This is a genomic window from Larkinella sp. C7, from assembly GCF_006149005.1.
Lineage (GTDB): Bacteria > Bacteroidota > Bacteroidia > Cytophagales > Spirosomataceae > Larkinella.
The window spans coordinates 157392-169845 of the sequence record NZ_VBSL01000013.1 but is presented as its reverse complement, the minus strand read 5'-3'; the positions used below and the strand labels follow the sequence as shown (position 1 = coordinate 169845).

13 protein-coding genes are annotated in these 12454 nt (G+C 46.1%); all 13 read right to left on the bottom strand.

What is annotated here, in order from left to right:
- Nucleotides 1-1842, bottom strand: a 1842-nt coding sequence (locus FH871_RS25220; RefSeq protein WP_369008807.1) for an ABC transporter permease, incomplete at its 3' end; no start/stop codon positions are given.
- 14 nt (nt 1843-1856) lie between these two features.
- Nucleotides 1857-2753: an ABC transporter ATP-binding protein gene (locus FH871_RS25215; protein WP_138994189.1), complete on the bottom strand. Its 897-nt coding sequence runs from the start codon at nt 2751-2753 to the stop codon at nt 1857-1859.
- A 522-nt stretch (nt 2754-3275) separates the two neighbouring features.
- The gene (locus FH871_RS25210; protein ID WP_255471895.1) at nt 3276-3578 is read right to left on the bottom strand and encodes a transcriptional regulator; all 303 of its coding nucleotides are present in this window, start codon (nt 3576-3578) and stop codon (nt 3276-3278) included.
- Nucleotides 3575-4201 carry a hypothetical protein gene (locus tag FH871_RS25205; RefSeq protein ID WP_138994188.1) on the bottom strand — a complete coding sequence of 209 codons (627 nt, stop codon included), beginning with the start codon at nt 4199-4201 and terminating at the stop codon, nt 3575-3577. The genes FH871_RS25210 and FH871_RS25205 overlap by 4 nt, the downstream gene beginning before the upstream one ends.
- A gap of 141 nt (nt 4202-4342) precedes the next feature.
- The gene (locus FH871_RS25200; protein WP_225309362.1) at nt 4343-4675 is read right to left on the bottom strand and encodes a DNA/RNA non-specific endonuclease; all 333 of its coding nucleotides are present in this window, start codon (nt 4673-4675) and stop codon (nt 4343-4345) included.
- Nucleotides 4672-5184 carry a hypothetical protein gene (locus FH871_RS25195; RefSeq protein ID WP_138994187.1) on the bottom strand — a complete coding sequence of 171 codons (513 nt, stop codon included), beginning with the start codon at nt 5182-5184 and terminating at the stop codon, nt 4672-4674. The genes FH871_RS25200 and FH871_RS25195 overlap by 4 nt, the downstream gene beginning before the upstream one ends.
- A gap of 375 nt (nt 5185-5559) precedes the next feature.
- The gene (locus tag FH871_RS25190) at nt 5560-6423 is read right to left on the bottom strand and encodes a M23 family metallopeptidase (protein ID WP_138994186.1); all 864 of its coding nucleotides are present in this window, start codon (nt 6421-6423) and stop codon (nt 5560-5562) included.
- A 321-nt stretch (nt 6424-6744) separates the two neighbouring features.
- Nucleotides 6745-7104, bottom strand: a complete 360-nt coding sequence (locus FH871_RS25185) for a hypothetical protein (RefSeq protein ID WP_138994185.1) — start codon at nt 7102-7104, stop codon at nt 6745-6747.
- Between the two features lie 21 nt (nt 7105-7125).
- Nucleotides 7126-8397 (bottom strand): DUF6371 domain-containing protein, encoded by a 1272-nt coding sequence (locus FH871_RS25180; RefSeq protein ID WP_138994184.1) that lies wholly within the window; start codon nt 8395-8397, stop codon nt 7126-7128.
- 127 nt (nt 8398-8524) lie between these two features.
- Nucleotides 8525-9817, bottom strand: coding sequence for an AAA family ATPase (locus tag FH871_RS25175; protein ID WP_138994183.1), 1293 nt, complete (start codon nt 9815-9817; stop codon nt 8525-8527).
- A gap of 479 nt (nt 9818-10296) precedes the next feature.
- Nucleotides 10297-11082 carry a hypothetical protein gene (locus tag FH871_RS25170; protein ID WP_138994182.1) on the bottom strand — a complete coding sequence of 262 codons (786 nt, stop codon included), beginning with the start codon at nt 11080-11082 and terminating at the stop codon, nt 10297-10299.
- Nucleotides 11079-11438 carry a helix-turn-helix domain-containing protein gene (locus tag FH871_RS25165; RefSeq protein ID WP_138994181.1) on the bottom strand — a complete coding sequence of 120 codons (360 nt, stop codon included), beginning with the start codon at nt 11436-11438 and terminating at the stop codon, nt 11079-11081. Before FH871_RS25165 ends, FH871_RS25170 begins: the two co-directional genes overlap by 4 nt.
- Before the next feature lie 121 nt (nt 11439-11559).
- On the bottom strand, nt 11560-12447 hold the full coding sequence (locus FH871_RS25160) for a hypothetical protein (protein WP_138994180.1): 888 nt from the start codon (nt 12445-12447) through the stop codon (nt 11560-11562).
- Between the last annotated feature and the right edge of the window lie 7 nt (nt 12448-12454).

Below are 12454 nucleotides of genomic sequence, written 5' to 3'. Positions count from 1 at the left end.
CTGGTTCAGGACATTGGTGTTGTAGAAAATGAATCCGCCGAGTGCGACGATGAGCACCACCGCCGTTCCGGCCATCCAGGGCGTTGAACCGACGAAACGGCGCCTCGCCACCTTGAGCCGAAACCGGAGAGCCTCCTCCCTGCCGCGTACCCAGAGGAGTCTCGCCACGACGGCCAGAAGCCCCGCCCAGGCCGCCCAGTAGAGCTTGAACCAGAGCCAGGGACCCATCGAAGGGCCGAAGCCGCGCATCTCCGTATATGACCACCCCGGACCAGCTCCGTAGACGAATAAATCATGATCGACTCCAAAGAGGGAGGAGAGGGTGATGAAAACGTAAGTGATCGTCGCCACCAGGTGACCGACGTACTTCTGGTTCACCAGCACATGGATCACCAGGATGAGCAGCGCGAAAAGGAGGTATTCGGGAAGCTGAAGTCCGAAGAGAATTTTCAGGTATAACGCTACGTCAAACGTATTGTAACCCAGTATCGCTTGAGCGAACAGGCCCGCGGACATCTGCAGCGTGGTGAAGGCGACGAGCAGAAGTCCGAGCCCCAGGAATTTGCCCAGGAACGGTGCCCATTCAGACCCCGGCATTGCGTCGGTGATCTCGCCGAGCCCGGCTTCCCGTTCCCGCCAGATCAGTTCACCGGCAAAGAAAATGAGGAGCGCCGGGATGATCACCCAACGGCTCAGTTCGGCAGACAGCGGAGCCGTCAACTCGCTGATGACCCGCGTGGTCGTGGGAACCAGGGGAACGCCGTTGGATTCCATTTGATCGACCACCACCGGAATGGTCAGAAGTGGGATAACCGTCAGCAGGGCAAGTCCGGCCCAGCTCGTCGCGATCGTTTGGAACGACGTCCACGCCAGGGTGAGCGTCTGACGGGTGTGCATGCCGAGGCCGAATGTCCGTGGGCTGTTCGGAACCCAGATTGACGTGCTGGCCCTGATCCCCGGCAAATACATAGTATTCCTATTCTTTCCGACCGCCTTAAGGCTACGGAAAGGAAGGCTCAGGCGTGTCCACCGCGACGTGCTCCCCAAACGATGAGTGAATTGAAAACCCAGATAGGTAACGGCGACCGTGACCAGACCAACGCCAAGCCACAGGAGACGGTTCGTCAGGACAATACCCTCCAGGTTAAGCAGTCGCTCCTTCTTTTCAACGGTTGTCCACAAATGCGCAATGTCTTCGACGATGAACCGAATTCCAATCGGGTCCAATAGTGCCCCAAGACCCTGCTTATAAAGTAGGAAAGACGCCACGAAAAAGCCCATGAAGAAGAGAATGAAACTGCCGAAGTAACTGACCATGGCCCTTCCGCTTTGGATGGCAAGCCCGAATTGAAATGCCGTCGCCACGAACGCGTTCGGCAATGATAGAAAGGCGTAAGCGGTCAGAAAAGCAGCCGGTCGGAAGGGGCCAATCAACTCAGGATCCACGCCCGGCAAGTAGATGCCCAGCAGGATCCCCGCCTGTACGGCCAGCAGGAGCAGGGAATTGAGAACGAATGCCGCCAAAAAACGCCCGCCGAGATATTGGGCCCTGGTGATGGAAGTGGTATAGATCAGTGGATACATTCGGCTCCCGGCATCCCGTGCGGCCGCATCGCCGGCTACGGCCGCGGCCATCATCAGCCAGATCAGGCCGCCAAATACCGCGGTATTTGCGATGAGAAATGGTGAGTTGATAAAAAATTCCTCGAAAAGAGCCTCGGAGACGGCCCGGTCTCTGGTCATCAGGAAATTCAAATAGACCAGAACAATAAAGAAGAGCCAGAAATAGGGTCGGCGGACCTGGTAGGCGAACTCAAAGCGAAAGATTTCCCGGAACTTCATGATTATGGATAGTCTTATTTCGGTTGGTGGCCAGTTCGTTGCGGGTAATGACCCGCCATGGCGCTGAAGTAAACATCTTCCAGATCAGGCGGCACCGACTCAAAACCAGTCAGCTCTTCCCCGCTGTACACGTGGACGACCGTGCGTCCGCCCAGGAGTTTGGTGGAAATGATTTTATGCTCCAGCTCCACCTGCGGCAAGAGACTTTTTTCGACAATTTTCCGCCAGATCTTCCCTTTGAGTCCTTCTATGGCCTTCAGCGGTTCGGCCTCGTGTACGATTTCGCCCCTGTTGATGATGGCCATGCGGGTGCACAACTCACTCACGTCTTCCACAATGTGCGTGGAGAGAAGCACCACGCTGTTTTCGCCCAGTTCACTCAATAAATTCAGAAAGCGTACGCGTTCGGCCGGATCCAGACCGGCGGTCGGTTCGTCCACGATCATCAACTTCGGATTGCCCAGCAGCGCTACGGCGACACCGAAGCGTTGGCGCATCCCCCCCGAATAGCCACCGAGTTTCTGTTTGCGAACCTCCCAGAGATTGGTTTGCCGCAGGAGTGCCTCGACGACCTCCTGTCGGGACCTGCGGGTTGTGATGCCTTTCAGAATGGCAAAATGATCCAACAGACTTTCGGCGCTTACCTTCGGGTAGACGCCAAACTCCTGGGGGAGATAGCCCAAGGTCTTGCGCACTTCGTCCTTCTGATTCACCACATCGATGTTCCCCAAACTGATCCTTCCAGCGTCTGGCTCTTGTAAGGTGGCCAGGATTCGCATAAGTGTAGACTTACCGGCACCGTTCGGTCCAAGAAGGCCATACATGCCGTTGGGGATAGTAAGGGTCACGTTCTTCAGCGCTTGAACGCCGTTGGGATAAGTTTTGGAGATATTACTTATTTGCAATTCCATACCTTAGTTGCCTATTTTTATTAATGTTATTTTTCTTACATTTAAACCCGTCACTGGCTGTTTCATACGACAATTATCTGGTTTTATGTAGCATTGATTACAAAAACAATCCACTCACTTTCGATCCTAAACTTATTCTGCGCCGTAGTTTCGAGCGGTACAGCGGATTGGCCGAGTGGCTGCACGTTTAGCGTCGTGCCGTCTCTGGTGATCATAGATTTTATAGGATCTCAAGTAATTGAATAAATGCCGACGTATTTGTTCAGTATTTGGGTACTGACTGCAAATCTTTCAAAACACTCACTACCGGTTCCTATTTTTTCTATCATTTATATGGTTTTATGTCCTTCAAAATTTATTTAAAAGAACTTTGAAATTCAAAGCTAGCACTAAAAAAAAGAGGCTTATAATAAATTGGTTTTTAGCAGGTTTGTACCATACATGATTAATAAATGAAAATAGATGTTCGTGTACACTTTATTAATTGCAAACTTCAAATCTTTTATTTCAATACATAATACCTTATTCAATAACCCCCTTTATTAGCTTTTCCAGTACTTTAAGATGATCATCGAACGCTTTTCTACCTTCTTTTGTCATGAAGTATTTAGTATTTGGTTTTCTGCCTACGAACGACTTTTCAACGCCAATAAATTCTTCTTTTTCTAGTCCCGTTAAATGGCTCGCCAGATTCCCATCGGTCACATCGAGGTAGTCTTTCAGCGAATTGAAATCAAGCTTAGCGTTAACAGCCAGTGCAGACATGATGCCCAGCCTGATTCTGCTTTCAAATGCTTTATGTAAACCATCAATTGATATTTTCACCTTTCGTACCGGTAATGCAAATAAATGCCATATATAATGTGGACTACGCCAAATCCTACGGCCCAGCATAATAACCCATATTCAACAAAGTAGATGCTAATCAATCCCAACCCAATCTCAATAAGTCCAATACTTTTCACTTCTTCATAGGTAAAGTTACTAGCGTTAAAGAGTGCCAATCCATAAAATAATAAAGTTAATGGAGCAATAAACCCGATCAATCCTTTTGAGATCAAAATGAGGATCAGAAGCACCCCCGCAATAAGTGGAACAGTCATATTAATTAATAGTCCCTTAGCGGTAGTGTTCCAAAGCTTTTCACCCCTTTTAATAGCTTTCTTGTAGGAGAGAAAAATAGCTGTACTTATAGTCAGTATCAGGACAATAAGGGCTAAAAAAAATACCTTCAGCAAATTGGAAGAAAAGCTCTCAGATTTTGGGTAACTATATTCTATTACATCAGGATTGAAATCAAACACTTCATAGGCAATGTAAGCTCCTACAATTGCATAGAGGCCTCCCATAATACCAGCCCATCCGGAAAGAGACAGGAATTTAGAGGTGCGCTCCATCATTGAGCGTATTTCAACTATATCTCGAATGTAATCCTGATGACCTTTCATTTGGAAGTACTTTGAAATTCAAAGCTAAATGACAATATACTGATATACAATAGTGGTAGAGTAATTTTTAGCATTAAAAATAGTATTGTGAAGTAATTTATAATTATTCTATATTTATGTATAACAAAATTAATTGTATTCCTACTTTTCATTTAAATCGATCACTAACTCGACGGCATCCGGAACATTAGCCAATAAATCATATCCGGTCCGGCTCTCGATCTCATCAACGCTGACCCGGTAGCTGCTCCAGGGCTTTTCGCCGAATGCGTTGGTATTCGGTATAAACACGGCAATAACCCGCGTCTGGGCGCTGATCCGGTTGAGGTCATCACTTCCTACCGGTAAGATGACGATCACCTTCCAGAGGGCAGAAGGAACGGTGACTTTACCATCCGCGATATTTTCGGCTACTCCTTTGTCACCAGCAGATGACATTGATGATGAGTAATTCATAGCAAGGTTTTCAATCAATTGTCATTCTGGGTTTGCCTACTCGGCTTGTTTGAACCTGGCGTAAACGTAACGCGGAGCATTTTGACTTTCGTCGGCTGCTGCGTATACGGGTTCAAATCATTTACGTATTCCAGTTGGGCTAAACAATTCCGGGTTTCATTCCAGAATATTGAATCGTCGACCTTTTTGAATCCGGATAGAATTAGCCTGTTTTTCAGCGTATCGGCCAACCAGTTTTGCTGCAATATTGGATAACTCATGATGAGATCACAGACGTTTTTGTTGTCTTGGCGAAACCTCAAAAAATGGGCTGTGTACAGATCAAATCGCTTACGATTAGGTTCGGATGGGCTATAGGAAAGGGTAGTCGCATCCCCCGTTGGAGACATATGTTCCTCATACCGGATTTGGCCCTTACTCAACTGGATCTGGACCTCTTTGAGGGTCTTCCCCAAAAACTGTTCCTGGGCCCGGCAGTCGATTAAAGCAGAAAAATATCCCACCATCAAAGAAAGTAGTACATTCATAACGCGCTTTATACTAGTGATCTGCATAAGTTGCCAAAGTAAATAAAGTTGATCAAATTAGCCCGTCGTTCACAACAACTGGAAATTTGAACCATGAAGCAGCTTCTCTCAATCTTGCTGATTTCGGCCACTACACTTTCCTACCATGTAGAGTCCAAAGTATCGATCTGTGAGAGTCGAAGTGCCTACGCTTACCATTCGTACGAATGTCGGGGATTGAAACGGTGCAGTCACAAAATTAGTCGAATTTCCTTGTCAGATGCCAAATGGATGGGATACCGGGCTTGTAAGATTTGCCATTGACATTTTAAAGATGATTCACTTTTAAATCAACCGTTTTGAGTTTGACCTTTCTGTCAACCCATTATTTGAAATTTACTTCACCTCTGGCAAATCAGAAGGATCAACCAGTAAAAAGCCCGGGTTGATACAGGCGCCGTGCCACCGCACTCCCAAGTGCAGGTGAGGCCCTGTTACCCGGCCCGTTTCTCCCACCACACCGATTCTCTGCCCTTTGGTCACCGTTTGGTCAGCCTTGACTGAAAAGCCCTTCAAATGAAAGTATTCGCTAATCAAGCCATTTCCATGATCGATGTAGACGGCATTGCCGCTGTAAAAATGTGAAGCTGCCAGTACGACCCGACCATTGCCAACACTCAATACTGGCTCCCCCACACTTACTGGATAATCCTGTCCGGTGTGCCGGTCCCGGGGCTGCCCATCTAAGGTCCTACAAGCGCCAAAATTGCCTTCGCCTTTCGGTAAATTCTTAACGGGCTTCCCAACTGGCAGATCAAAAACCGCAGGCCGCACCGACGGTTTATATCCAATCAGGGGACCAATCACCGCGGCTTCTTTGGCCGCCCGGGCCTGGTTCACTGCCGATACATCGACAAATTCTTTTTTGGGAAAGTTTTTGAGATCCTCCTGTCGGCAAGGCGTTTCTGTGACAATGATCTGTGCCGTTTCTAATTTCCCTCCAGTAGTTCGCCGGGAGATGGTATAACTACCGGACTTCATGTCCATGTCTACCGGATAATAGCAAGTGCCCATGACAGCGGGCCAAACGCGTTTCTCAAAGCTACACCGAAGACAGTTTCCTGCCCAACGACCGACTTCACCCTGGGCAACCGTGACGGATTTGGAAGGTGCTGAAATAGGAGCATCTTTACGTTGAACTTCGCTTCCTGAACCGTTTAGGCAAAAACTTAAAATGGTCAATAGAGAAAATATATTCATGGTTGGTCTGGCTATCAATCCTATTTGGATATAACCTGTTGTACCGGCCTATGTTTTGATTTTTATTTGTCTAATCCGGCTTACTCCAATTGGGTGTATGTAGGAACCGGAATGGAAATGGATGTTTAGGACTTCGGCTGTCGGGCGTTTTGATTTAACGTTCGATTGGAAAGTCACGACCACATACTTTACTCCTGACTTTTCTGTTGGGATTTGAACAAGGTTAACATTTGTTGGGCGCAGCCGAATGCAATGAGAAGAAAAGGTGCCAGAATATCCAGCACCCTTTCATTACTACCCACCATTTAAATTGTATCTTCCTTATACGAAGGTTTCAAGCTCGAAAAGCTGCTCCTTTTCATCGGCACTCAGCATGAAAGCCTCTGTCTGTTCCCGGCTATAATGATCATCGACCTCTTTCCGGTCAATTACGTCGACCAACAGATTAACTGAAGGGGTACAGGTGCTGTCTCGGTGATCGATAGGACCGGCACTATGCGTGATCTCTTTAATTCGAAAGGTCTCCAAAAGCGTTATTCCGCCAGCCACATCAGACGCCACGAGCAATTCCTGGCCGACTACGTAGGCTGGATAATAATGGAGTTTGAAGTCTAACCAACCCCGCTGGTGATCACCTACTTCGATTTTCAAAAAGACATGTACGATTGCATCTGTTCGCATGATTGTTGGAGTTATAAAATGTTAATTGTTTAATTCACAAATTGGGGCCAGCGAATAAACCCGATCTGGCGAAATGCCGGTGATTTTGGCGTAGTAAAACCGGTTGAGACTGGGAATGAGTCGACAGTTTGGTATTTGTCCAGGTTTCCGGTCCCACGAAGGTGGGTATCCTTTCCACTCACCTAAAATGAAGTCAGCCAAATCATAGCCCTTTGCTTTCTGCTCGTCGGAGGTATTTTTCTCGAGATAATCTGAGACTACTATTCGGAATCCATTAGCATTCAGTTCATCAGCCTTCTGCTTCCAAACGTCGAAAGCTTTGCCGTCCTTGCTGCAATCCGGGAATAGAGCAATGGTGCGATGTCGGAGTGGTTCTAAACGGTCTTTGTTGAGATAGCTGAGCGACCATATCGCCATCCAGCAGAGTTGCGGAAAGTAGCCAGCCGCCAGCATCGCCGTTTTGGGACTCTCCGTTATTGCGATAGATTGGCCTTTGGGCGCGGTGGCGAGTTGCTGCAACCCGAACGGATAGGGGAACTTGTTTTCCGTCGTTTCGTACCGGGTCAACCAGTCCGGAATTGGCATTTTCCGATCTTTTAGATACCGTTTGGCCAGGTAGGAAATGGGCCGGTTGCAGCGATCACTATCGCCGGTTGGCGTTTTGAACTTTACTGTGGCTCCGTTCTCATCAAACAATACCCCCTGCCCTCCGTATACCTGGCCATTGGCATCGAGCATCCAAAAGATGGCGCCGCCCTTACCGAACGATTGCGTTATATATCGTTTATCGGTCCAGTAAGCGAGTTCGTAGTCTGCTTTGTAAGTGCCCAGTTTAAACCGGTCAATCAGGGAGGTTGCTACCTCCGAGCCAAAGTGCGACATCAGGAGCTTGGCAAAGTTGTTCGACTCATAACCGGACAACGATCGCGTAAACACATCCTGCGGCATGGTCTGCAAAATCACTGGTCGCGGCTCGGGTGGAGCAACCGGCGTGCGGGGTCCGGTTGATCGCTGACGGTTTGGTCCATCAATGGGATAGCGGTTGTCTTGCTGCCACTGCTGGCGCTCCTGATCGTAAACCTCATCGGCGTAGCTTTGTCTGCCTTGGCCTTTGGTGTATGGTGAAAGGATGTGACCGCAGCTTGTCTGGTGATCGCAGCGGCCGAACTCTTCCGGCGCTAGTTCATTGGTGCGCTTATCAATGTAGGGTACGTAGGACTTACGCCCGCAGGAGGGGCAGTAGCCTTTGCCGTATTTGGAGTGTAAGCCGTATCTGTAATCTGTGGTCGTCATTGGCTTGCTATTTTAATCGTTCTGATCGTTCTGGAACGATTAGTTAGAACAGTAGAATGATCAATCGTTCGCATCGTTCTGATCGTTCTAGAAGCCCCTATATATATAGGGCTTCAGAACGATTGATTCAGAACGATTGACTTTCAAACCGACCGTTCTGAATTTCGTTGACGGGATATTTTTCACCCTCTGGTTTGAATGTCTTGATGTACCCTTCATTTCTCCACCAGGTGATGAAGTTCACCGCCCGATCCTTGGATAGTTCGACTCCGAAATAGAGAGGAACAACCTGCGCCTGGCTTAAGAGGTTTTTGTACCCCATTCGGGGTGTATCGGCAAAAATCCTTTTAAGAATCAGTTCGTGCGTCTCACGATCCAGAATGGTAGGCGTTGTTTTTGTCTTTTTGCCTTTGCCTTCATTAGACAACCCCGGGAAGTTGCCGATATTGGTATCGTCGATCAAAAACGGATTGCCTTCCTCGTCAATGGAAAACTGGATCACTGGAAATTCGCGATCCCGGCACATTTCCGGCGTAATGATTGAAACCTCCTTATCCTTCTGGTCGCGCTGTACCGAAAGCAGTGTTTCGCACTTGTTGCCAAGCTCGGTGCCGAGGTGGCCCCGGGCGTTGCGGTCGTTTTTATTTTCGTGCAGAACTGTGATGAGGTGGATTTGTCTTTCGTCGGTCCACTGGAGTAGGTCGGTGGCGCGGTTGGTAGCCTCCTCGGCATCGTTAATATCGAAAACGGTATCCCGAACCCCATCAATAACCACAATGCCGAGGTTGGGAGTATTTTTGATGGCCCATCGAATCACCTCCAGACGGTCGTAGGTGGCATACGAGCGAAGTGAGTACATTTTAAGGTTCGCCGGATCATCGTCACCGCACAACTGACAGATCCTTTTAAGAACCCGCTGTACATGCCATTTGCCCTGCTCGGTATCAAAATACAGGACAACCCTTTTGTCATCAGGCAGGTAGCCGCGAATACACTTTAGGATTAATTTATCGCACAGTAGAGCCGCAACAAAAACACTGACCACAAAAGTCTTTCGGGACTTTGCCTTACCGGTGATCACCAGAAAATTGCCGATGGTGCCGATAACGGATCGTAGCAGTTTCCCGCCCAATTTGGTTATCTCATGAGAGATGCAAATAGGAGGCCTTTCGATGAAATCGCCGGGCCGTATTTCGGCATGGTTGAGTAGGTCTTCCCAATTTTTTTGCCGTCCATCGGGGATATTAAAAGCTGATACTGGTTCTACATTAACTATATCTGGCAGTAAGTCGGTAAGGCCGTCTATATGATCGTTAAAATCACCAATCCTGTCTTGCTTTGATTGCGCCAAATTTGTAAATTGCTCCTGATTTTCAATGATTTCGGAGGTGGTTTGTTGGGTGTTGCCGAACTCACTCATGCAAACCTCCTTTCTTTTTTGGGGTATCTCGTCCCATAATTTGAGCGGACTGCATCAGCCACCATTGCTCGGCTGTTAGGTTGTTTATGTTCATAGCAATGATGTGAAATGAAACGATTTTAAAGAATGGGAGATCGATTATATACCCTGCTTTAGGTTAGTAAGCCAGGTTGTAAGCTCCTCCAGATTCTGCACTACGTGTAACTCGCTACCATTTTCCGCTGGAATGGTAATTTCCCGGCCCATATCAAAAGGGTATAGGACGACGACACGACAGCATACCCCATTTACAGTTATTCTGAAGACCGTTCCAAAATCGAATTTGTCAATCATCCAGATTTTACCATGTGTTCGAATTTCCCTGGCAACATCAAATAGAAAGACTGGAACCGGCGGTTTGGCCGATTGTACAGATCGTGTAGAAAACATGTTTTCTGATTAGTTTTTAACTAACGTGTGGTATTATACGCGAACCCGATTCACTCTTTGCTTTTTGCAATCAGCCGCGAAATTCTGGGCTGTGGAATACCGAGCTCCTGTCCAATTTTCCGTTGGCTTTTACCTTCCTGAATCAACGCATTGACCTTGAGAATCAGGATGTCATTACTCATTTCGTTCGGCTGAATCACTGAATCAAGTGGAAATTTCAGATCCTCAAATGGGATTATTGGACGGGTAAAATCTTGCTTGATCGAAGGATCATGTCCTACACGGAGCCGGGTATTGATATCCGAAGCATCGAGAGCCGGAACAAGTTTGTAGCGTTGACGGTAGTACTCACAAATCTGGTCGTAGGCAGTTCTAAAATGTTCTGCATCCCGAATACCACTCGTTCGTATGATTAGGACGAATAGAGATTCCTGCCGGATTGCGGAATAGGAGTTTCCATCCCTTAAAGCCCCATCAACATCTCCAGAATATTGAAATGGTAACGCTACAAATCCTGAAGGCAAACCGGCGGTATCCAGTCCCCAGGTTATAAAATGATCAACCCATTTTGGAAACCGCCTGGCTATTGATAATATATGGACTCCTGGAATACCCTTTTCCGGAATTTCATCACTTTCGTTTTGGTAAACAGGAATTGAACTGAAGATTATAGCAGAATCGGAAGTTGGTGCCGGTATATATGATTTTACAAAAGTTTCCAATTTTTCAAAAACGTCATCCAAAATCGAAGGATTGCCTGTTTCAGTTTTTATTTCGGAAAGTCTCTTATGTAGATGAAATACTTCAGCTTGGGAGAGTGTTAATTCAGGGCTCATGCTACCTGTTTACGCCCTCCTCTACGACCCAAAAAGCTGTCTACTTCAGCATTTACCTCATCAGCGTTTTTGCGTTTCCCTTGCCGAATCCAGTTCACTAATTCCGATTCGGAAAAGTAGAGTTTACCGGATTGTTTGCTGTGGGGTATTTTGCCAGCACTGACTAAATTATAGATAGTGCTTTCAGCTTTACCGGTAATTTCCTTGGCCAGTTCGATTCCACCTATGCGGTTTTGTGGATGAGGAGGGCTGTCTGTGCGGGGTAAGTGCCTTAATTCTTCTCGAACAGCACTTTGTACAATCGGCGTTATGAATGATGCCAGAAAGTTTTTTAGTGAAATGTCTTCGGTAACCATGCGCTGTCTTTGTTAAAATGTAAAAGAACAGTGCAAATAAATACGAATAATTACCGAAAAAGTAAGGATTTAGAGGTCCAATTCCATTTTGGCCCAAGTCCAAATCCAATTTGGCTTGGAGTTATTTTTTAAACCCAACCGCCCGCTCGACTGTAGACATTGATTCGCCTGTTTCCTTCACAGTAAATGCAATTGCCCTCTGAACATCTTTTTCCAGTTTTTCATATGCGCTTTCGTAAATTTTTTTGATTCGAGCATATTTACGTTTGGTGCTATCGCGTTGTAAGGGAGCCTTTTTTTGTGTCAGAGGTTCCGAAAGTATTAATTCATTATTTATCGTATTGTCCGCTGCATTGACATCCTCAATTTTCTCATCCTTATCTTCATCTTGAGAATTTGAGCCTAAATAGTTTGTAAAATTTATTCTTTTTAAGGAATATAGTACCCTTGCAAATTTAATTCCATCCTTTTCTAAATATTTTAATGCAAATCTGCAATTTTTATAAAATGTCTTATAAAAAATAATTCTAGAATTAATCCATTCCTCATTTACAATCATTGTCGGGTTTATCTGAGTCAGCATTTCGGCTCCTTTTTCTACTTTAATTCTGAGTTGTTCATCTGTCGGGCATACACTTTCAAGTTCTATAGTTTTTATATGCAGTCTGCCGATCTTGATTGTGTATTCCAAAGAGTCATAAAGTATATTAAGGCAAAAATTAACTCTATTCAATTTTTTCTTATAAATTTCATCCTGACGTTCAGATTGGATAGAAAATAATAAATTTTCAATTTCCCTAACTAAAATAGATGGGTCATTGAATATCGGATCATCAATTAGATTTAGAAAATCATCGTAATAATTATTCCCTAATTTAAAAAAACAATGTTCAAAATCGTAAAGCCACATTTCAGGAAGTTCAACTGAGTTTTCACTTATTCTAAGTCCATACTCAAACTTACATATTTTTTCAGACCATGTTTGTGCACGTTCGTCGATATAGTCCAAGATTGGG

Bases quoted from the DNA above. Each gene is read 5' to 3' on its own strand.
- FH871_RS25205 (WP_138994188.1), bottom strand. From the start codon at position 4,201: ATGAAAGGTCATCAGGATTACATTCGAGATATAGTTGAAATACGCTCA.
- FH871_RS25195 (WP_138994187.1), bottom strand. From the start codon at position 5,184: ATGAATGTACTACTTTCTTTGATGGTGGGATATTTTTCTGCTTTAATC.
- FH871_RS25170 (WP_138994182.1), bottom strand. From the start codon at position 11,082: ATGAGCCCTGAATTAACACTCTCCCAAGCTGAAGTATTTCATCTACAT.
- FH871_RS25165 (WP_138994181.1), bottom strand. From the start codon at position 11,438: ATGGTTACCGAAGACATTTCACTAAAAAACTTTCTGGCATCATTCATA.
- FH871_RS25185 (WP_138994185.1), bottom strand. From the start codon at position 7,104: ATGCGAACAGATGCAATCGTACATGTCTTTTTGAAAATCGAAGTAGGT.
- FH871_RS25180 (WP_138994184.1), bottom strand. From the start codon at position 8,397: ATGACGACCACAGATTACAGATACGGCTTACACTCCAAATACGGCAAA.
- FH871_RS25190 (WP_138994186.1), bottom strand. From the start codon at position 6,423: ATGAATATATTTTCTCTATTGACCATTTTAAGTTTTTGCCTAAACGGT.
- FH871_RS25215 (WP_138994189.1), bottom strand. From the start codon at position 2,753: ATGGAATTGCAAATAAGTAATATCTCCAAAACTTATCCCAACGGCGTT.
- FH871_RS25175 (WP_138994183.1), bottom strand. From the start codon at position 9,817: ATGAGTGAGTTCGGCAACACCCAACAAACCACCTCCGAAATCATTGAA.